The organism is Nocardiopsis sp. N85, from assembly GCF_028882275.1.
GTDB lineage: Bacteria > Actinomycetota > Actinomycetes > Streptosporangiales > Streptosporangiaceae > Nocardiopsis > Nocardiopsis lambiniae.
Window position 1 is genome coordinate 255,259 of the sequence record NZ_JARBUT010000003.1, and the last position, 19,817, is coordinate 275,075.

The 19,817-nt window shown below is 71.9% G+C and carries 15 protein-coding genes; 5 read left to right on the plus strand and 10 right to left on the minus strand.

What is annotated here, in order from left to right; all coding sequences use genetic code 11:
- Positions 1-87: 87 nt before the first annotated feature.
- The 4 genes from PWG71_RS06895 to PWG71_RS06910 form a co-directional block, all read right to left on the minus strand.
- Positions 88-507: a (deoxy)nucleoside triphosphate pyrophosphohydrolase gene (locus tag PWG71_RS06895; protein ID WP_274808692.1), complete on the minus strand. Its 420-nt coding sequence runs from the start codon at positions 505-507 to the stop codon at positions 88-90.
- Positions 489-2,732: an SF1B family DNA helicase RecD2 gene (recD2, locus tag PWG71_RS06900; protein ID WP_274808693.1), complete on the minus strand. Its 2,244-nt coding sequence runs from the start codon at positions 2,730-2,732 to the stop codon at positions 489-491. Before recD2 ends, PWG71_RS06895 begins: the two co-directional genes overlap by 19 nt.
- Before the next feature lie 13 nt (positions 2,733-2,745).
- The gene (locus tag PWG71_RS06905) at positions 2,746-3,144 is read right to left on the minus strand and encodes an MmcQ/YjbR family DNA-binding protein (protein ID WP_274808694.1); all 399 of its coding nucleotides are present in this window, start codon (positions 3,142-3,144) and stop codon (positions 2,746-2,748) included.
- A gap of 84 nt (positions 3,145-3,228) precedes the next feature.
- Complete coding sequence (locus tag PWG71_RS06910) at positions 3,229-4,293, minus strand: hypothetical protein (protein ID WP_274808695.1); 1,065 nt, start codon at positions 4,291-4,293, stop codon at positions 3,229-3,231.
- Positions 4,294-4,436: 143 nt separating this feature from the next.
- Here PWG71_RS06910 and PWG71_RS06915 point away from each other — a divergent pair, with 143 nt between their 5' ends.
- Positions 4,437-5,504 (plus strand): serine/threonine-protein kinase, encoded by a 1,068-nt coding sequence (locus PWG71_RS06915; protein WP_274808696.1) that lies wholly within the window; start codon positions 4,437-4,439, stop codon positions 5,502-5,504.
- Here the strand turns inward: PWG71_RS06915 and PWG71_RS06920 are convergent.
- Positions 5,489-6,034: a hypothetical protein gene (locus PWG71_RS06920; protein WP_274808697.1), complete on the minus strand. Its 546-nt coding sequence runs from the start codon at positions 6,032-6,034 to the stop codon at positions 5,489-5,491. The genes PWG71_RS06915 and PWG71_RS06920 overlap by 16 nt on opposite strands.
- 303 nt (positions 6,035-6,337) lie before the next feature.
- On the opposite strand from PWG71_RS06920, the gene PWG71_RS06925 reads away from it, so the two are divergent.
- Entirely contained in the window at positions 6,338-8,431 is a 2,094-nt protein-coding gene (locus tag PWG71_RS06925) for a bifunctional metallophosphatase/5'-nucleotidase (RefSeq protein ID WP_274808698.1), read from the plus strand.
- A 91-nt stretch (positions 8,432-8,522) separates the two neighbouring features.
- Here PWG71_RS06925 and PWG71_RS06930 read toward each other — a convergent pair whose 3' ends face one another.
- Both PWG71_RS06930 and PWG71_RS06935 read right to left on the minus strand, forming a co-directional pair.
- Positions 8,523-8,933 carry a hypothetical protein gene (locus PWG71_RS06930; RefSeq protein ID WP_274808699.1) on the minus strand — a complete coding sequence of 137 codons (411 nt, stop codon included), beginning with the start codon at positions 8,931-8,933 and terminating at the stop codon, positions 8,523-8,525.
- A 218-nt stretch (positions 8,934-9,151) separates the two neighbouring features.
- A complete protein-coding gene (locus PWG71_RS06935) occupies positions 9,152-9,727 on the minus strand; it encodes a hypothetical protein (protein WP_274808700.1) in 576 nt (191 codons plus the stop codon).
- A 460-nt stretch (positions 9,728-10,187) separates the two neighbouring features.
- Here PWG71_RS06935 and PWG71_RS06940 point away from each other — a divergent pair, with 460 nt between their 5' ends.
- Positions 10,188-10,856 (plus strand): response regulator transcription factor, encoded by a 669-nt coding sequence (locus tag PWG71_RS06940; RefSeq protein WP_017570862.1) that lies wholly within the window; start codon positions 10,188-10,190, stop codon positions 10,854-10,856.
- A 68-nt stretch (positions 10,857-10,924) separates the two neighbouring features.
- Positions 10,925-12,211, plus strand: coding sequence for a sensor histidine kinase (locus tag PWG71_RS06945; protein ID WP_274808701.1), 1,287 nt, complete (start codon positions 10,925-10,927; stop codon positions 12,209-12,211).
- A 128-nt stretch (positions 12,212-12,339) separates the two neighbouring features.
- Here the strand turns inward: PWG71_RS06945 and PWG71_RS06950 are convergent, their stop codons facing one another.
- The 3 genes from PWG71_RS06950 to wecB form a co-directional block, all read right to left on the minus strand.
- Positions 12,340-14,541 (minus strand): glycosyltransferase, encoded by a 2,202-nt coding sequence (locus PWG71_RS06950; RefSeq protein ID WP_274808702.1) that lies wholly within the window; start codon positions 14,539-14,541, stop codon positions 12,340-12,342.
- A 58-nt stretch (positions 14,542-14,599) separates the two neighbouring features.
- Positions 14,600-16,357: a hypothetical protein gene (locus PWG71_RS06955; protein WP_274808703.1), complete on the minus strand. Its 1,758-nt coding sequence runs from the start codon at positions 16,355-16,357 to the stop codon at positions 14,600-14,602.
- A gap of 373 nt (positions 16,358-16,730) precedes the next feature.
- Positions 16,731-17,843, minus strand: coding sequence for a non-hydrolyzing UDP-N-acetylglucosamine 2-epimerase (wecB, locus tag PWG71_RS06960; RefSeq protein WP_274808794.1), 1,113 nt, complete (start codon positions 17,841-17,843; stop codon positions 16,731-16,733).
- A gap of 282 nt (positions 17,844-18,125) precedes the next feature.
- On the opposite strand from wecB, the gene PWG71_RS06965 reads away from it, so the two are divergent.
- Positions 18,126-19,796: a glycosyltransferase family 4 protein gene (locus tag PWG71_RS06965; RefSeq protein WP_274808795.1), complete on the plus strand. Its 1,671-nt coding sequence runs from the start codon at positions 18,126-18,128 to the stop codon at positions 19,794-19,796.
- Positions 19,797-19,817 lie beyond the last annotated feature (21 nt).

A 19,817-nucleotide genomic window follows, 5' to 3' on the forward strand; every position in this document is an offset into this window, starting at 1 on the left:
CAGTTTATGCGGTCATGAGGGGCTGGTCGGGAAACGCACAGGTCACCCTGATCACCCCTACAGGGGGAACAAGGCCGGAGGCGCGGTTCATCCCGTCGGGACGAGCAGCGCCCCGATCGGGTCGAGGAAGGGCACGTCGGCCGGGAGCCAGTCGAGAGTGCCCAGGTCGGCGGCGGTGAGCCAGCGCAGGGACAGGTGCTCCAGGGCACGTGGTTCGCCGTCGATCAGGTCGGCGCGCAGCAGCCGCAGGACGGCGGACCGGGTGCGCCCCGGGGTCGCGGGAAACGGGACGTCGACGCCGATCGCCTCACGGACGCGGACGGTGACGCCGAGTTCCTCGCGGCATTCGCGGACGAGGGCGTCGGCGGGGGTCTCGCCCGGGTCGACCTTGCCGCCGGGGAACTCCCACCGGCCGCGCAGGACGGCGGGTTCGGCGCGTTGGGCGGCGAGGATGCGGCCGTCGCGGATGATGGCGGCGCCCACGACGATCAGGGTGTCTCGGTCCACGATCCACCAGGGTAGCGGGCGGTGCGCAGGCGGTGGGCCAGGGCCGTGTGCCGGTGGCCGGAGGAGGCGTTGCGGACGGCCTGGGCCAGGGCGCGGCGGGAGCCGACCAGCACGACGAGGCGTTTGGCCCGGGTGATGGCGGTGTAGAGCAGGTTGCGCTGGAGCATCATCCACGAGCTGGTGGTGACGGGCACGACGACGGCCGGGTACTCGCTGCCCTGGGAGCGGTGCACGGTGATGGCGTAGGCGTGGGCGAGCTCGTCGAGTTCGGCGAAGTCGTAGGTGATGTCCTCGTCCTCGTCGGTGCGCACGGTGAGTTCCTGGGCCACGGGGTCCAGACCGGTGACGACGCCGAGGGCGCCGTTGAAGACGCCGTTGGCGCCCTTGTCATAGTTGTTGCGGATCTGGGTGACCTTGTCGCCGACCCGGAAGGTCCGGCCGCCGAAGCGGCGTTCGGGGATCCCCTCCCCCGCCGGAGTGAGGGCCTCCTGGAGCGCGATGTTGAGGTTGCCGGCCCCGGCGGGCCCGCCCTTCATCGGGGTGAGGACCTGGACGTCGCGACGCGGGTCCAGGCCGAAGGCGCGGGGGATCCGGCCGGCGACGACGTCGACGGTCATGAGCGCGGCGTCCTCGGACTCCTCGCAGGCGAAGAGGAAGAAGTCGCGCATGCCCTCGAACAGGGGCGGTTCGCCCTTGTTGATCCGGTGGGCGTTGCTCACCACTCCGGACTCCTGTGCCTGGCGGAACACCCGGGTGAGCCGGACGCTGGGGATGGGGGAACCCTCGGCGAGCAGGTCGCGCAGGACCTGCCCGGCGCCGACGGACGGCAGCTGGTCGACGTCGCCGACGAACACCAGGTGGGCGCCGGCCGGGACGGCCTTGATGAGCTTGTTGGCGAGGATGAGGTCGAGCATGGACGCCTCGTCGACCACCAGCAGGTCGCAGTCGAGGGGGTTGTCGCGGTCGTAGGAGGCCTCGCCGCCGGGGCGCAGTTCGAGGAGCCGGTGCACGGTGGCGGCCTCGTGCCCGGTGAGTTCGGTGAGGCGTTTGGCCGCGCGGCCGGTGGGGGCGGCCAGGATGATCTTCGCGCCCTTGACGGCGGCCAGGGTGACGATGGAGGAGACGGTGAAGGACTTGCCGCAGCCGGGGCCACCGGTGAGGACGCTGACCTTGCGGGTGAGCGCCTGCGTCACCGCCTCGCGCTGTTCGTCGGCGAGTTCGGTGCCGGTGCGCCGGTGCAACCAGCCCAGGGCGACCTCCCAGTCGACGTCGGCGAAGGCGGGCAGCCGGTCGTGCGGGTGGTTCAGCAGGGTGAGCAGCCCGGCGGCGGCGCCGACCTCGGCCCGGTGGAAGGGCACCAGGTGGACGGCGCGCACCGGGGCGCCGTCGGGCCCGGGGACCTCTTCGCGGACCACTCCCTCGTCCTCGATGAGCCGGGCCAGACACTCGATGACCAGGCCGGAGTCGACGCCGAGGATCTTGACGGCGGCGGAGATGAGCTTCTCCTCGGGCAGGTGGCAGTGACCGTCGCCGGTGGACTCCGAGAGGGTGAACTGGATGCCGGCCATGACCCGTTGGGGGCTGTCGTGGGGGATGCCGACGGCCTGGGCGATGGTGTCGGCGGTCTTGAAGCCGATGCCCCACACGTCGGTGGCCAGCCGGTAGGGCTCCTTCTGGACGATCTCGATGGCGGTGTCGCCGTACTTCTTGTAGATGCGCACGGCCAGGGAGGTGCTCACACCGACGCCCTGGAGGAAGACCATGACCTCCTTGATGGCCTTCTGCTCCTCCCAGGCGTCGGCGATGAGACGGGTGCGCTTGGGGCCCAGGCCGGGGACCTCGATGAGGCGTTCCGGGTCCTGTTCGATGACGTCGAGGGCGTCGGTGCCGAAGTGCTCGACGATGCGTTCGGCCATCTTGGGGCCGATGCCCTTGATGAGGCCCGAGCCCAGGTAGCGGCGGATGCCCTGGACGGTGGCGGGCAGGACGGTGGTGTAGTCGTCGACGTGGAACTGGCGACCGTACTGCGGGTGCGAGCCCCAGCGGCCGTGCATGCGCAGGGCCTCACCGGGTTGCACGCCCATGAGGGTGCCGACCACGGTGAGCAGGTCGGCGCCGCGCCCGGTATCGACCCGGGCGACGGTGTAGCCGGTCTCCTCGTTGGCGTAGGTGACGCGTTCGAGGACGCCTTGGACCACGGCGGGCGAACGCTTCTCGTCGGGCACACGGTCCCCTTTCTCAGGCGTCCCCGATCTCGGGGAGGTCGTCGCCGAGCACGGCCAGGACACGTTCCCGGTCGGCCTTGCGCAGCCCTCGGGCGACCAGCGTGTACGAGTCGCGCAGCATCTCCAGCACCTCGTCCTCGGGGACGGTGCCGTCCAGGACCACGGTGTTCCAGTGGTCCTTGTTCATGTGATATCCGGAGGTGACGGCGGGAAAGCGGTCGCGCAGTTCCAGGGCGTGGACCGGGTCGCACTTGAGGTTGGCCCGAGCCGGGGCGTCGCCGCCGGAACCCTCCATGAGCAGGGCGAACATCCTGTCGCACACCTTGTAGACGAGTGGACCGGGACCGAAGGGTTCGGTCTCGACGGCCTCCGGGAACCACAGGGCGGCCTCGACGAACCGGGACGACTTCATGGCGATCGCCTCCTTTCCGTCTTCGAGCCTGCCAGAGACGGGCGACGTTCGGGGCCGTGCGCCCGCCCCTGTGAACGACCGGGGTCAGGCCCCGACCGCGTCGGGGTCGGTCGGTTCGGACAGGCGGAGGGCGGCCTCCTGTGCGCGGACCAGGGAGCGCAGTTCCGCCTCATGGTGCTCGTGCGCGGCGCCGGACTCCACGACCCGATCGGCGACCGCGTCGAACGCGCGGGCGGAGGAGGCGTCGGTGCGCTCGTCCTCGAAGGCGCGCACCCGGGCCGCGTACTCCTCCAGCAGTCCGATGCGGTGTTCCAGGCGACCGCGCTCCCCGGCCAGGGCGGCGCGGGCCCGCTCGGCGGCCGCCCTGGAACGCTCGCCCGTGACCGGGGTGCGGTCGGCGCGGACGGCCTCCCGTCCCAGACGGACCAGCCCGTGGGCGATGATCCACTCGGTCTCGGCCAGTACGACCTCGTTGCGAACGGTGTCGAGGAGCAGCCCCTCGCGGTGCGGTCCGGACTCCAGGACGGTGTCCACCGCTCGCTGGGCGCGCTCCAGCAGGGAGCGGTACTCCCCCTCGACCATGTCGAGGGTGACGTACCGGTCGGCCAGGTCGCGCAGAACGCGGCGGGGGTCGCGGCGGGCCCTTTCCCGGGCGCTCAGCTCGGAGGGGACGGCGACCGCGACGGCCGCGAACAGGACGAGGGGGATCGTCCCGACGGGGCTCAGGTCCAGGAGGATCTGGCAGGCCACGTAGGTGAGGAGGGCGCCGTAGGACATCCGCAGGATGGTCTTGTTCCGCCCCGCGGGTTCGCTCCGGTCCGCGGTGTTCCGGTCGGCCGAGGCCACCAGGACCGCCCTCTTCTCCCGGTCCGACAGGTCGGGGTCGAGGGTGATCCGCCTCGGACCGCCGGCGGCGTGCGGGTCCAGGAGACGGGACCGGGCCTCGTGGCCGAGAAGGGTCAGGGAGAGGAATCCCTGACGGGTGCGTTCGGCCAGACCCTGTTCGATGAGGGCGGTGTTGCCCGGCGCGCCCCGGTACACGGGGGACCACACGTCCGGGGCGTCGGGCAGGGGCGCGGCCCCGAGCAGCGCCCGGGCGGTTCCGGGGCTCAGGGAGATCGTGCGACCGTCGGAGAGGGTGAGTTCCAAGCGGATCCTCGGGAGCGGCGGGGGGTGACGCGTTCTTTATATCCGACGTGCCCCGGACCCGACCCGGTTCCGGGGTCCCCTCCCCGGCGGGGGTCGGTGGATAGACTCCGGCTCGACGTCCCCCACGATCCCCGGGAGCCCCCATGAAGGCGCGCGGCATCCGCAGACTCCATCCCCTGGAACCCGGCGACCCGCGTGAGGTCGGCGGGCACCGGGTGGTCGGCCGGATCGGCTCCGGGGGCATGGGCACCGTCTACGCGGCGGACTCGCCCGGGGTGCACGGGTACCTCGCGGTCAAGGTGATCCACGCGGAACAGGCGTCCGATCACCGGTTCCGGGACCGGTTCGCGTTGGAGGCCCGACTGCTGTCGCGGGTGAACAGCCCGTCGGTGGCCCGGTTCGTGCGGGCCGACGTGCAGGCCGAACTGCCGTGGATGATCACCGAGTACGTGCCCGGTCCGACCCTGCGCCACCACGTGGAGCGCTACGGCCGGCTGAAGAAGGGCATGTTGCTCGGGGTGGCGGCGGGGACCGCCGAGGCGTTGCGCGCCATCCACGCGGCCGGTGTGGTCCACCGCGACCTCAAGCCGAGCAACGTGGTGCTGTCCGACAAGGGCCCCAAGCTGGTGGACTTCGGCATCGCGCACCCGGTGGAGGACCCCGACCCCACCAAGTGGATCCGGTTGCGGCGGATGCGACGGGCCTACCGGGACCTCAAGCTGCCCTCGCCGGAGACCCTGCCGGACGAGCGGATCACCGCGTGGGTGGACAAGCTCGGCACCCCGGGGTGGATCAGTCCGGAGCAGTACTCGCGACAACCCACGACACAGCGCTCCGACGTCTTCCTGTGGGGGGCCACGGTGGCGTTCGCGGCCCTGGGCCACGACCCGTTCGGGCGGGCCGACGCCAAGGAGATGGCCCGACGGGTGTTGTTCGAGGAGCCCGACCTGGAGTACCTGCCGCCCGGCCTGAAGCGGGTGGTGGTGGCCGCGACGGCCAAGGACCCCGACGAGCGGCCGGACGCGGCGGAGTTGCTGCGCGAGGTGCTGGCCTTGGAGGAGGGCGTCGACACGCCGGGGACCGGCGCGGCCGCCGTGCGCGGACTCCTGGGACGGCGGTGGACGGAGGTGGCGGTGCGGGCACCGGCCCCGCCCCGCGAGGGGGCGCGCCTGTTCGGGCGCTCCCCCTCCCGGGATCAGAGCAGGCCGTAGTGGGCGCGGGCCTCGCGGGAGAACATGACGGTGATCATGTACACCGCGAAGCCGAGCGGGACGACCGCCTCCAGGGCCCCGGAGAGCAGGTTCCACAGCAGCAGCGCGCCGGCGGCGCCCTGGAAGAGCACCACGCCCCAGAAGACGCCGAGCGTCCGGCGGCGGATGCGCGCGGCCAGCAGGGTGGACAGCACCCCGTAGACGCCGGTGACGGCGGCCATGACGGTGATCAGGGAGCGCATCATCTCGACGCTGATCTCCAGTTGCACGCCCTGTTCCCCGAGCATCTGCGCCTGGGCGGCCAGGGCCTCCTCCATCTGCGCCCGGGGGATGACCAGGCCTTGCAGGAGCAGGAGGGACAGGGCGATCCCGCAGGCGCCGCCGATGAACATCAGGATGCGGACCACGGCGACCCTGCGGGGCAGCGGCGCGTCGGGGTGGAGGGCGGCGAAGCCCGCTTCGAAGTCCGGCAGGCCCCTCTGCGGCGGGATGCCGTCGGGCTCATAGGGGTCCTGGCCAGAGGGAGACAAGGCCGTCCTCCGAGGGGTTTCGGGGTCAGTGACATCACTCATGGTAGAGCCGCCCTCCGGAGGGAGGGCGCCCTACCGGGTGCGAGAGGTGCGAGGTCGCCGCCCGGGAGACGGGTCGCCGCGATCGATCCCGATGATACGGACGGGTCGAAAACCTCCATCGGTACAGCAGGATTCTGCAAATCGTAACCCCAGGGCCCATGACCGTCACGGCGATCGCCTCTAATGTGGCGTCTCTGACCCCACTTCCGCCCCGGGCGGAGCACACGATGATCCCCCGACCCCCAAAAGGAGCCCGGACCCATGTCCAGACTCGTGCGCGCCTCGGCGGCACTTCTGCTGACGAGCGCCTTCGTGGTGCCGTTCGCGCCCACCGCCGGCGCGGCCGTCCCCATGGAACCCTCGGGTGACGCCGACTTCACCTTGACGATCCTGCACGCCAACGACCCCGAGTCGCGGCTGTTGTCCGCGTCGGGGCAGGAGGACTTCGGCGGCGCCGCCCGGTTCACCACCCTGATCAACGACCTGCGCGAGGCCGAGGAGGCCGACTCCGACGGTGTGGTGACCGTGAACTCCGGCGACATGTACCTGCCGGGCCCGGAGTTCTCGGCCTCCCGAGAGGACGGCGCCCCGTTCTACGACGCGGTGGCCGCACGGTACGCCGGCTATGACGCGATCGCCATGGGCAACCACGAGTTCGACTTCGGCCCGGACGTGTACGCCGAGTTCATCGAGCAGCTGCCCGACGTGCCGGTGGTGGCCGCGAACGTCGACGTGTCCAAGGAGCCGTCCCTGGCCGCGCTGAGGGACGCGGGCCGGATCGCCCCCAGCACCGTCGTGGAGGCGGGCGGCGAGCAGGTCGGCATCGTCGGCGCGCTCTACCCGCTGCTGTCCACCATCAGCAGCCCGCGCAACGTGGTGATCGAGGACGTGGTCGCCCCGGTCCAGGCCGAGGTCGACCGGCTCACCGGAGAGGGTGTCGACAAGATCATCATGATCTCGCACCTCCAGGGCATCGCCTACGAGGAGCGGGTCGCGCGGGAGCTGACCGGGATCGACGCGATCGTCTCGGGCGGCGGCCACGAGATCATGGCGAACCCGGACGACGCCCTGGTCCCCGGTGACCAGGTCACGGCGCACCCGGGCACGGGCGCACCGCTGTCCTACCCCCTGATCGCCACCAACCCCGACGGGGAGGAGGTGCCGATCGTGACCGCCGGCTCCAACTACAAGTACGTGGGGCGCCTGGTCCTCGACTTCGACGCGGCCGGCGACGTGATCTCCGTGTCCGACCGTTCCGGCACGGTCCGGGTGTCGGGCGCGGGCGACGACGCGGTGGCCCCGCACGCCGACGTCGAGGCGCAGGTGACCAAGCCGGTCTCCGACTACGTGGCCGAACTGGCCGAGACCGTGGTCGCCCAGAGCGAGGTGGACCTCAACGGCGTCCAGAACCCGGGCGTGCGCACCCAGGAGACCAACCTGGGCGACCTGGTGGCCGACGGACTGCTCGACACCGGTGTCCGCAACGCCTCCGAGTACGGGGTGCCCGAGCCGCAGATCGGCATCCAGAACGGCGGCGGCATCCGCAACGCCTCCGTGATCCCGGCCGGTCCGCTGACCTCGCTGGACACCTATTCGATCGCCCCGTTCGCCAACCAGGTGGCCGTGGTGCCCGATCTGCCGCGTTCCCAGATCAAGGAGCTGCTGGAGCAGGGTGTGGCCGCGGCTCCGGCCGCCAGCGGCGCGTTCATGCAGGTCGCGGGTGTGAACTTCGCCTACGACCCGACGCGGACCGCGCAGGTCGTCGGCGGGGACGGCAACGTGACGACCCCGGGTGAGCGGGTCCGCAACGTGATCCTGCACGACGGCACGGTGCTCGTGAAGGACGGGAAGGTCGTGGAGGGCGCCCCGATCACGGTGGTGACCAACGACTTCTCCGCCCGGGGCGGCGACAACTACCCGTTCCGCGGCGCCGACTTCACCGTGGTGGGATCCACCTACCAGGGCGCCCTGGAGCGGCTCATCACCGGGCGGCTGGAGGGGCGGATCACCGAGGCCGCCTACCCCGAGGGCGGCGCCGGTCGCATCGTGGTGGGCGAGGAGGCGACCGTCCCCGACCCCGGGACCGGTCCGTCTCCCTCGCCCTCCCCGTCCCCGACCGACGGCCCCACGGGCGGTCCCACGGACGGTCCGACCGACGGTCCGAGCGGCGACCCCTCCGACCCGGCGAGCAAGAGCCCGAAGCCGGGCGACGGCGGCGACGGTTCGCTGCCCAGGACCGGCACGGCGGTTCTCGGCCTGGTCGCGGCCGCCGTGGTCGCCGTGGGCGCGGGCGGCGCGGCCCTGTACCTGAGCCGTAAGCGCAAGGGAGCGGAGCCGGCCGGGCTGGACGGCTGACACCGGACGTCGTCGAGCCTCACGGAACGAGGGGCCCGGCCGGGTGCGCACCCGGCCGGGCCCCTTCCTCGTGTCCGGTGGACCGCTCCGGTCAGCAGCGGGGCAGCCCCTCGATGGGTTTCCAGGGTTCGGCGACGCGCAGGGCCGTGGCGCTGACGAAGACGTCGCGGTTGCCGGTGTCGTCGTCGGTGAGCACCCACCAGGTGGAGTTGGCGCCCTTGCCGTCGGAGTGGGCGGTGCCCTCGGTCTGACAGAAGAAGTAGTGGCGGCCGGCCCACAGCCAGCCTCCGGTGGTGTAGCGGGTGTCCTGCGACCAGTAGGAGCGGGCGTCGCGCCAGGTGGTGTAGTAGTGGCGGACGGAGAGGGCGCCGCGTTCCTCGGCCGAGGTGGTATCGGCCGCCGTCTCGCCTCGGGTCTGGGCGGCTGCCGGTGCCGCCAGTGCCATGGGCAGGGCGAGCGCGACGGCGAGCGCCGCCGTTCGCAAGGTGCCTGCTCGGGTCATCGGAACGCTCCTCGACTCCCCTCCCGGGTCCGGTGCGCCCGCGCCCCGGGACGGTCATCGTCCCCAGGGCATCGCCGACCCTGGCGCCGGGACGGATGATCCTGCTGGAATGGGATGGGGGGCGATGATCGTGACCGACCACCGCCCACCCACACATTGTCACTCACAGTGAACAATTTGTTCCGTTGCGACACGGCCGTGTTCGCGGACCCCGCGGGTCAGGCGCAGCCCGCCGCTTCGCGCGCGTACTCCGCCATCTCGTCGCGCTCCGCCTGATCGGTCTCGGACCCCTCGAACCAGATGAGGGCGAAGTGGCAGGCCTCCTGAACGTCCACGGCGTCGTTCCCGTCCTCCCCCATGCCCTCCTTCAGCAGGAGCGCGGCCAGGGAGGCCGACCCCTCGTGGGCGTAGGCGATCACGCGGACCACCTCGGTGTCGGTGGCGGAGGTGCACTGGAACAGCGTCCCCTCCTGTTCGGGGCCCTCGCAGAGTTCGGCGGTGATGTTGCGCCGCTCTCGGATGTCGTACTCCAGGCGCAACTCGGCGACCAGGTCGTCGGAGGTCGGCAGGTCCTCCGGGGCGGGAGTGGGCTCATCGGTGGGTTCCGACGTGGGCTCCGGTTCGGGCTCCGGCTCCGGCTCCGGGGTGGGCGTCTCCTCACGGGTGGGCTCGGGCGAGGGTTCGGTGTCCGCCTCCCCCGCGGCCGCGCCACCGGTGATCACGCTCCCCAGGACGAGTCCGCCGCCGAGGACGGACGCGCCCGCCAGGACGGCGATGACCACGAGCACGACCATCAGTCCGGTGCCGTACCTGCCGGCGGGTCGAGGGTGCGGCGGAGGCGGAGGGGGACCCGCCGGCGGGCCGGGCGGCGGATTCCATGGGGGCTGCTCGGGTTCCCGGTGGGGGTTCACGCGCTCTCTCCTCGTCATCGGCGTCGAGCGGTCCGACGGCGACGATGGGGGACCGCTCGCACATCGCCGTTGTTCTTCCACCCTTTCATCCACGATCATCCCATTGGTACCGACAAAGCGGCCGGCCGGGGCCGGTTTCGGCGACCGAGCGCCGCACCTCGATCACTCCGCGCGGCACACTTCACCAAGAACCCTGATTTCCCCCGGCCGGCGGCAAAGAAAGCCCATTGATTGAGCAATCGAGTTGTTTGTCCGGTATGTGAATACCGTATTTTCGGCCAACCTTGGGCCATCCGGCGCGCATAATAGGGAAATGCGCGACCCCGGACCTACGATCGACAGCATGACCTGCGTTTTGCTGGCCGAAGACGATGTCTCGATCTCCGAGCCTCTCGCGCGCGCACTCCGCCGCGAGGGCTACACGGTGGACGTGACCGTCAACGGCATTGAGACACTCGACCGTGCCCGTGCGGGGGACATCGACCTGATGGTCCTGGACCTGGGCCTGCCCGAAATGGACGGGCTGGAAGTGGCGCGTCGGCTCCGAGCCGAGGGCCATGGAACGCCGATCCTCATCCTCACCGCCCGCGCCGATGAGGTCGACACCGTCGTCGGCCTCGACGCCGGCGCCGACGACTATGTCACCAAACCCTTCCGGCTGGCGGAACTGCTGGCCCGGGTGCGCGCCCTGTTGCGGCGCGGGGGAGCCGAGGTGCCCGTCGTCCACGGCGTGCGCATCGACAACGACTCCCGCCGGGCCTGGCTGGGCGAACGCGAACTCCAGCTCACCACCAAGGAGTTCGACCTGCTGCGCGTGCTCGTGCGCGATGCCGGCAAGGTGGTCACCCGGGAACAGATCATGCGCGAGGTGTGGGACACCAACTGGTGGGGGTCGACCAAGACCCTGGACATGCACATCTCCTGGCTGCGACGCAAACTCGGTGACGACGCCAACCAGCCGTCGTACATCACGACCGTCCGCGGCGTGGGCTTCCGCTTCGAGCGGGACTGATCGGACCGTGGGTTCGACGCGTCCCCTCCCCGGTCGGCCGGCGCCCGGTCGGACGAACATGAGGTGACATGCGCAGGCGGATGGTTTTCTCCACCCTGGTGGTGACCGTCATCGCCGTCATGCTGCTCGGACTGCCCTTGGGTGCGCTCACCTACAAACTGGTGCACGACGAGAGCAGTCGTGCCCTCCAGGGCGAGGCGGAGTTGATCGGTGCCGAGAGCGACACCATGTTGGAGATCCACGACGAGATCAACCTCACCGAGTTCGACCGGGAGCATCCGGACCGGTTCATCCGGATCACGACCGGCGACGGCACCAACACGGTGACGGCCGGGAACCCGGCCCTGGACCCGAACGCACCCGATGCCCCCGCGCTGATGCTGGCGACGGCCACCACCGGGCGGGGCACCGTGGTCGAGGTGTGGATGAGCGGTGACGAGGTCCAGCAGAGCGTGGTGCGCGCCTGGCTGGGCATCGCCTCCCTGTCGCTGCTGGCCATCGGCGTGGCGGTGGGGTTGTCCATGTTCCAGGCCCGGCGGCTGACCCTGCCGCTGGCCGACCTGGCGGCCACCGCCGAACGGCTCGGTTCGGGGGTCACCACGCCGTGGGGTCACCGCTACGGCATCCCCGAGGCGGACCGGGTGGCCGAGGTCCTGGACCGCAGCGCCGAGCGCATCGCCGGCCTGATCGCCACCGAACGCCACTTCGCCACCGACGCCTCCCACCAGTTGCGCACCCCGCTGACGGCGCTCACCATGCGCCTGGAGGAGATCATCGCCGAGGCCGACGACCCCGAGGTCGTCCGGGAGGAGGGCGAGGCGGCCCTCGCCCAGACCGAACGGCTGGTGGAGACCGTCGAGAGCCTGCTGGGTCGGGCCCGCAAGAGCCAGAACCCCGAGGTGGAGGCGGTCGAGGTGGACTCGGTCCTCAACCACCTCCAGGCCGAATGGGCCCCGGTGTTCCAGAAGGAGGACCGCAGGCTCCTGGTCACCGGCGAGCCGGGGCTGACCGCGATGACCGTGCCCACCGACCTGGCCCAGATCCTGGCGACCCTCGTGGAGAACGCCTACAAGCACGGCGCGGGCACGGTGACGATCCGCCGGATCGACACCGGCCAGTCGGTGCGCATCGAGGTGAGCGACGAGGGCGAGGGCGTGCCCGAGCACCTGTCCGGGCGGATCTTCGAACGCGAGGTCAGCGGAGGCGGGGGTACCGGTCTGGGGCTGGCCCTGGCCCGGCACATCGCCGAGTCCGAGGGGGCCCGGGTGGAACTGATCCAGGCCAGGCCGACCACCTTCGCGCTGTTCCTGCCCGCCGGAGCGGGCGGCCTGTCGAAGATGACCGGCCCGGTCTGACCCCTGGGGCGGGTCCCGCGAACACGTTCCCGCACGAGCCCGGAAGGTCCTTCACGAACGCCCGCGGCGCGGTCACGGCCTCGCAGACGGCGGTGTCGAACACGCCCCGAGGGGCCGACCCGGACCGGTCAGGCCCGGGCCGGCACGGACGCCGGGACCGTGCCCAGCACCACCAGGTCGGTCCACAGGGCACGGACCCGTCCCAGGGAGTAGGCCCCGATCACCTCCGCGCGGGCGCGTTCGGCCTCCTCCTCGAACCGCCCCTCCCGCACGACCGCGTGGATCGCCTCCGCCATCGCCACGGCGTCGTCGTGGATCCAGTGCGGGTCGTAGATCGTGTCCGCGCCGGGCCACGGCAGCAGGGCGGGCACCCCGCCGGAGGCGGCGCACTCGGCCGGGGCCAGGTGGAACGACTCGTCGTCACTGGTGGAGAGCATGAACCCGACCCGACGCAGCCAGGTGGAGACGTCGGGACCGAACGGGTCGAAGACCACGGCCCCGGCCAACGCCTCCTCGCGCTGGACCCGCCGGTAGACGCGCTCGAAGTAGGCGCGCTCCTCGGGACGGTTCCAGATCCACCAGTAGTCCCAGGGCTGTTTGGTCTTGATCGACATCGTGTAGCGGGGGTCCATGCGCCGCAGCTCGGCGAGCACGTCCAGACCCCGGTCCATCCGCTTGCGGGAGGGCGCGATGCCGATCATGCCCAGCGAGTACTCGGCGCCCGGGAGCTTGGGCCGGGCGAGCTGTTCGTCGTCCACCCAGTTGGGGACCACCACGACCTTGTCGGCGGGCCAACCGGTGATCTCCCGGGTGAGGTCGGCGTAATGGGGGCTGACGCACACCACGGCGTCGACCTTGTCGATGTCGAGCCGGCGCGGCCACTCCGCGTACAGCTCGAACCGGTGCAGGCGGACGATGAGCCGCTGGTCGGGTCGCTTCCACTTGGCGTAGAACAGGGCGTTGGGACCGCACCACTCGCAGATGACCACGTCGGCCCAACCGGCGAGTTCCCGGGACCGGTACTGGTCGTGGGTGCCCAGGCCCTCCCACTCGTCGATGCGGACCTCCAGGCCCGGAAGCGAGGACAGGTACTCGGCGAGTCGGGTGAAGAACTTCATGTCGTGCCCGGCCACGACCACCTTGAGCGGGCGTTCGGGGTCGGCCCCGGTGGGGACCGGCGGCAGCGCCTCGGTGAGGTATCCGCGCAGCCGTTCGGCGGCCCGCTCCAGCGTGTGCTCCCCCGCGGCGGCCCGGCAGCGGGCGGCGGCGTCGGCGTACACGGAGCGGTCGTGGTAGGCCCGGGCGACGACCTCGGCGACAGAGTCCAGGTCGGCCCCGGCGAACAGCGGGTAATCGGAACCCAGGAGGGCCTCGTGCATGGGAGTGCGGTTGAGGACCACCGGCAGTCCGAGCGCTCCCAGCTCCAGGACCTTGGTGGACAGTTCCAGGCTGGCGTCCATGGAGGGGTCGCGCCAGGACAGGCCGAAGTCGCATTCGGCGGAGGCCCGCAGGGCGTCGGCGCGCGCCATGCCGCCCCGCCAGTCCACGCCGGGGGTGCCCTCCAGGGCCTTGCGCATGCGCTTGGACCAGTCGGCGGGATCGGCGTGGATCTTGTCGCCGATCATCACGAGTTCGGACTCCACGCCCCGGCGTTCCAGGGCGGCGGGCAGCCCCGTCATCTCCAGGGTGTTCCAGGCCTGGGCGAACTTGCCGGTGTAGGCCAGTCGGGCACGTGCGTGCACCTGCCCGTCGGCGCGGGCGTCCTCGGGGACCACCACGACGGGCGGGAACAGCACCGAGCGGCCGCAGGCGGCGGGCACCGACGATTCCAGGAAGGCCCGAAGTTCCTCGGTCTGGCAGAGCAGGAACCGGGAGGCCAGGGAGATCTCGGTGAGTTCGGCGACGGTGGTGGCGGTGAGACCGTCGACACCGTGGGGGAAGTCGGTGAGGTAGGTCCACAGCCGTCCGGCCAGGGACTCCTCCTGGGCGGCCAGCCCGGCCAGGCGGCGGCCGCGCACGACGACCAGGTCGAAGGGGCGGCGTTCGTGCCGGGCGACCATCAGGGAGACGGCCTGCTCGGGGGTGAGCCCGCGCGGTCCGGCGTCCGGGACCAGTGCGTCCTCGTAGGGGCGCAGCAGGTGGACCCCGGGCACGGTGGCGAGCGGCGCGATGAGCCGGTCGGTGCGCACGGGGGCCTTGAGCAGGAGGGTGACCTCGCATCCGGCGGCGGCCAGGGCCTGCGCCATCGACTGTGCCCAGATCGCGGAACCGTCGATGATGTTCAGGTCCACGTCCCCGTACAAGAGTGCGCGCGGAGGAGGTGTGCTCACGTTCTTCCCTTCGAATGCTTGCGGGTGGCCCGTGCCGGGCGGGCGGTGCGGTCGGCGATCAACCGACGGCACCGGTCGAGGCGTCCGCCGCGTTGTGGGCGGGCCCTTGGGCGTTCCCGTCGGTCCCGGGCCCGTGGTCGGGTCCCAGGGCCAGGAGACGGGTGCCGCGACGGTTCCACTCCGCCGGGTTCCAGCCGCGCCGCACCAGGGCGGTGCGGGCCAGCTCCGGTGTCAGGGAACTGACGAAAACATACTGCTCGCCGGTGGGACGGTCGAAGAAGCCCCGCTCCCCCACCTCGGCGGCGGGACCGGTGGCGGCGGTCCCAACGGCGTCTGCGTCGGAGCACTCCACCGCGCAGACCAGGTCGGCGAGGCGGTCCGGTCCGATAGGGCCGGACCACAGGTGCGACCAGGGCGCGGTGGCGCGTTCGGCCAGCACCGCCCACCGGTCGGGGCCCAGGCCGCCGACACGGGAGGGGCGCTCGCCGGCGCGGGTCAGCTCTTCGAGGGTGTCCGGAGTGCTGAACCGGGCGGTGCGCACGGTGACGCCTTCGGCGCGCAGACGTTGGAGTCCGGGCAGTCGGCCGGCCGTGTCGGGGACGACCACCTCGGCCGGGCGCAGCCTGGAGGCGAGCAGGGCGTCGGCCAGGTCCGCGGCCTCGGCCTCCCCCGCCGGGTCGGCCAGGACGGCGACGGCGCGGCCGCGCAGCGGCAGTTCGGGGCCCGGGGTGCCGGGCGGGAAGTCCAGTCCGCCGAGGATCTCGGCGAGCCGGACCGGGGTGGCCTCGCGCAGGAAGACCTCGCGGAGCATGGTGCGCTGCTCGTCGGCGGTGAGCGCGGTGGCGCGCATCCGCGGCACGGCGACGGAGATCCCCTCGACCGCCCCGGTCTCCTCGGCGACCGGGTCGTGGGCGACGAAGCGGGTGCCGCAGGCCTGGGCACGGTGGCGCAGGGCCTCGGTGGAGGGTCCGTGTGCGGGGATGACGGCGACGTGGGCCGCGCGGAGGGCGTCGGCCAGGTCGGGGGCGTCGGCGTCGACCACGCCGGCCCCGAGCCCGTTGAGGGTGTCGGGGACGGGCACGGCCGGGGTGTCACGGACGAACACGGCCTCGGGACCCTCGGCGAGGTCGGCGGCGACCGGGTTGAACAGGTGTAGGGGCACGCCCGCGTCGCCCCGGTGGATCCGGTCGAAGTCCAGGGCCCGCAACCCCGGCGCGGTGGGCGCGTCGTCGAGCAGCAGGGTGGGGATGCCCCGGGACGCGGCGGATTCCAGGACCCAGTGCAGGGCGCGGGTGCGGTCGGCCGCGGCGGGGTCGCCGACGTGCGCCCACGGCGAGCCCGGGGCCGCGGCGGAGGCGGAGACCAGGACGAGGTCGACGTCGACGCCGTCCATGACGATCTGGGAGTCGTGCGGTCGCAGGGGCACCGGCCGGATGTAGGGGTCCAGAGCCCGCTGGACGGCGGGGCCGACGATGGTGGCGACGACGAGCAGTTCCGAGGCGCCGCCGACGGCACCGGCCAGGAGACGGGCCTCCTGACGGTCGGCGTCGAAGGAGCGGATCGGTTCGGCTCCGCGACGGCGCTGCTCGCTGTGGTTGGTGGTGCCGCTGCGCCGCCAGAGACGGTAGAGGTCCCGGGGGAGGCGGACCAGGGAACGGCCGGGCTTCTTGGCCGCGGCGGTGAGCGCCCGGCCCACCTGGAGCGACGTGGAGTCCTCCAGTGCGGACAGGCGGGCGCGAGCCTCCTGAAGCTGGGCCTCGCGTTCGGCCAGCGCCTGCCTGAGCTGTTCGGTCTGGCTCTGTTCACGCCGTTTCACGGTCTGCCACCTTGTGTTCGGATCGGATCGGCGGAACCGTCGGGTTCGCCGTGCGGCCGGGCCACGACGGTGACGGGTACGGCCTCCGGCGGGTGCCGGGACGGGTCCGGATGCCCTTGGCGAGCCGTGTCGCGGACTCGTGGGACGCGTTCGGTGGTGTCTTCTGATGGGACATGGGGCTCACCTGCCCCTCTGTGGGGGAACGGTACCCCCGAAAGGGCGAATAACGGTGCATTCACCCTTCCTGTGTCGCATCGGGTCATCGGTGGAACGTTGCTCCGAACACGGTCGAGGGGCCGCCCCGGTGCCGAGGGCGTCGGCGGGGGGTCGGGGAGCGGGGGCTCTTCGAGGAGGAACGGGGTGGGACATGGGATCACCTGGACCACTGGGAGAGGACGGCGGCGACGCGCTCACCGGCGCGGCCGTCCCACAGGGGCGGGGTCGTGTCGAGGAGTGCCTCGGATTCCCGACCTTGGAGGACCTTGGTGACGGTCTGGAGCAGGTCGGACTCCGTGACGAGCCGGTTGGTGCCGTGGGTGATGGTGATGGGGCGTTCGGTGTTGGGGCGCAGGGTCAGGCAGGGCACCCCCAGGACGGTGGTCTCCTCCTGCACACCGCCGGAATCGGTGACGACCGCGGCGGCGCCGCGCACGAGGGCGACGAAGTCGAGGTAGCCCAGGGGCTCCAGCAGGTGGACCCGGGGGTGGTCACCGAGTCCGGCGCGCTCGAAGGCCGCCTTGCCGCGGGGGTGCACCGGCATGACCACGTCGACGAGATCGGCGATCTCGTGGAGGCGGGCGACCAGGCGGGCGACGGTGTCGGGGTCGTCGACGTTGGCCGGACGGTGCAGGGTGGCGGCGATGTAGCGCTCGGGCAGGTCCACGCGTTCGCGCAGGGCGGCCACGTCGAACCGGTCGAGGTTGGCGAGCAGGGTGTCGATCATGGGGTTGCCGACCAGGTGCACCCGGTCCGGGGAGACGCCCTCCGCCGCCAGGTGGCCGATCGCCTCCGGGGAGGTGGCGAAGCACAGGTCGCTGAGCTGGTCGGTGACCCGCCGGTTGATCTCCTCCGGCATGGTGTCGTCGAAGGAGCGCAGACCGGCCTCCACGTGCGCCACGGGGATGTGGAGCTTGGCGGCGACCAGGGCGGCGGCGATCGTGGAGTTGACGTCACCGTAGACGACGACGATGCCGGGGGCGCGCGCGACGAACTCCCGTTCCAGGCCGACCATGAGAGCGGCGGTCTGGGCCGCGTGCGAACCCGATCCCACGCCGAGGTCGACGTCGGGGGTGGGCAGGCCCAGGTCGCGGAAGAACACCGCGGACATGCGGTCGTCGTAGTGCTGGCCGGTGTGGACGACCGCCTGGTGGGCGCCGCGACGGCGCAGGGCGGAGACGACGGGGGCGGCCTTGACGAAGTTGGGGCGGGCACCGACGATGTGCACGATCGTGGTGTCCCGACTCCCCAAGGGAGCGCTCGCTGCCACGGCTCTCATGTCTCCTTCTGCTCGTTGGGCGGCCCCACCGGCTCGGTGGGGCCGCGGCGATCGGAGGGACGTTCCTCGCCGGCCCGTCCCGTCCGTGTCGCCGTGGTGTCACCGCCCGGCCACATCCACATGGTTGGGTGACTGACCGTGCATGACATCCGTGTTTCCGAAGTGACCCGCCCCCGGACCCGCAGGCTGCGGGCGGTGACGTTCACCGCGTCGTCGGCCTGGCGCCACCTGCGCTCCGATCCCGCCCGGGCACCGCTGCTCGCGCTGCGGCTGATGCCGGGCCCGATCCGGCGCGCGGCGCGCGGTACGGCCACCCGCGTGGGTGGTCCGGCCCGCGCCTACGCCCTGTGGGACGAGGGCCGGCGGACCGAGGCGCGCGAGGCGGTGCTCGCCGCGTCGGCCGGTGCCGGTCCCCGTCGGGTGGGGCGCCTGGTGGCGGCCTGTCTGGCCGCCGGGGACGCGCAGACCGCCCGCGAACTGCTCGAACGGCTTCCGGAGGGTCCGGTCCGCGACCGGGCCGCCCATCGGACGGATCTGGCCACGGGGCGGGCCGTCATAGCGTCCTCGTCCCCGTCGCCCGTCCCTCACGGGATCACGTTAACCCGAGGCGCGCCAACGCGACCCGACGACACGGTGAACGCTCGGCGACCGGAAACCACGGCGGATGAACGTTCCGCATCGGCTGCCGAAGGGCCCGTGGACGGGGCGGGTGTGCGCGTCCTGCACCTGGTCACCAACGCGCTGCCGCACACCAACGCCGGGTACACCCAGCGCACCCATCGCATCGCCGTCGCCCAGCGCGAGGCGGGCATGGACGTGCACGTGGTCACCCGGGTCGGCCACCCCCTCGACAAGGGGAGCACGGACGCCCGGACGCTGGTGCGGGTGGACGGCGTCGCCTACCACCGGCTGCTGCCCTGGACCGCCCCGGCCGGCCCGGAGGAGGAGCTGGCCGTCGGGTTGCGGATGGCGTCGGAGCTGGTGGAACGGTTGCGTCCGAACGTGCTGCACGCCGCGAGCAACCATCACAACGCCCGGTTGGCGCTGGCCCTCGGTGAACGGTTCGGCCTGCCCGTGGTGTACGAGGTGCGGGGTTTCCTGGAGGAGTCGTGGCTGTCGCGCGACCCGTCCCGGAGCGTGGACGACGCCTTCTACCGGGCCGAGCGGAAGAGCGAGACGGAGTGCATGCTCGCCGCCGACCTGGTGGTGACGCTGGGCGAGGCGATGCGCGCCGACATCGAGGCCCGGGGGGTGCCGCGCGAGCGGTTGCTGGTGGTGCCCAACGCGGTGGACGCTTCGTTCCTGGAACCGTTGCCCTCGGGGACGGGGGTGCGTGAGGCGTGGGGCATCGGCCCGGAGGAGTTCGTGGTGGGGACCACGACCAGCTGCTTCGGCTACGAGGGTCTGGACACCCTGTTGGCGGCGGTCGCGGAACTGCGCTCCCGGGGGGAGTCGGCGCACGCGCTGATCGTGGGCGACGGCCCGGAGCTGCCCGCCCTGCGGGCCCTGGCCGAGGAGCTGGGACTGACGGGGGTCGCCCATTTCCCGGGGCGGGTGCCGGCGGACCGGGTCCGCGAACACCACGCGGCGATGGACGTGTTCGCGGTGCCACGGCGCGACGACAGGGTGTGCCGAGTGGTGACACCACTGAAACCGGTCGAGGCGATGGCCGGAAGGTTGCCGGTTGTGGCCAGTGATCTTCCGGCTCTGCGAGAGATCGTGGAACCTGGGGTGACCGGAGAGTTAATTCCTCCGGGCGAATCGGCAGGTCTAGCTGATGCTCTGACAAAACTCGCTTACAGTCATGAAAAGCGAGAGGCCTACGGTCTCGCAGGTCGCAGCCTTGTGGGCAAGGACCGTACCTGGACCGGGGCCGTATACCGCTATGACCATGCGTATCGGGCTCTTATCCGGAAAATGTCCGAACCAGGCCATATCCCGTGATCGTGGACAACGGCTACCTAC

Excerpts from the sequence above, each read along its gene's own strand:
- PWG71_RS06905 (WP_274808694.1), bottom strand. The coding sequence starts at position 3,144 with ATGAAGTCGTCCCGGTTCGTCGAGGCCGCCCTGTGGTTCCCGGAGGCC.
- PWG71_RS06915 (WP_274808696.1), top strand. The coding sequence starts at position 4,437 with ATGAAGGCGCGCGGCATCCGCAGACTCCATCCCCTGGAACCCGGCGAC.
- PWG71_RS06925 (WP_274808698.1), top strand. The coding sequence starts at position 6,338 with ATGTCCAGACTCGTGCGCGCCTCGGCGGCACTTCTGCTGACGAGCGCC.
- PWG71_RS06930 (WP_274808699.1), bottom strand. The coding sequence starts at position 8,933 with ATGACCCGAGCAGGCACCTTGCGAACGGCGGCGCTCGCCGTCGCGCTC.
- PWG71_RS06935 (WP_274808700.1), bottom strand. The coding sequence starts at position 9,727 with ATGGTCGTGCTCGTGGTCATCGCCGTCCTGGCGGGCGCGTCCGTCCTC.
- PWG71_RS06940 (WP_017570862.1), top strand. The coding sequence starts at position 10,188 with ATGACCTGCGTTTTGCTGGCCGAAGACGATGTCTCGATCTCCGAGCCT.
- PWG71_RS06945 (WP_274808701.1), top strand. The coding sequence starts at position 10,925 with ATGCGCAGGCGGATGGTTTTCTCCACCCTGGTGGTGACCGTCATCGCC.
- PWG71_RS06965 (WP_274808795.1), top strand. The coding sequence starts at position 18,126 with ATGCCGGGCCCGATCCGGCGCGCGGCGCGCGGTACGGCCACCCGCGTG.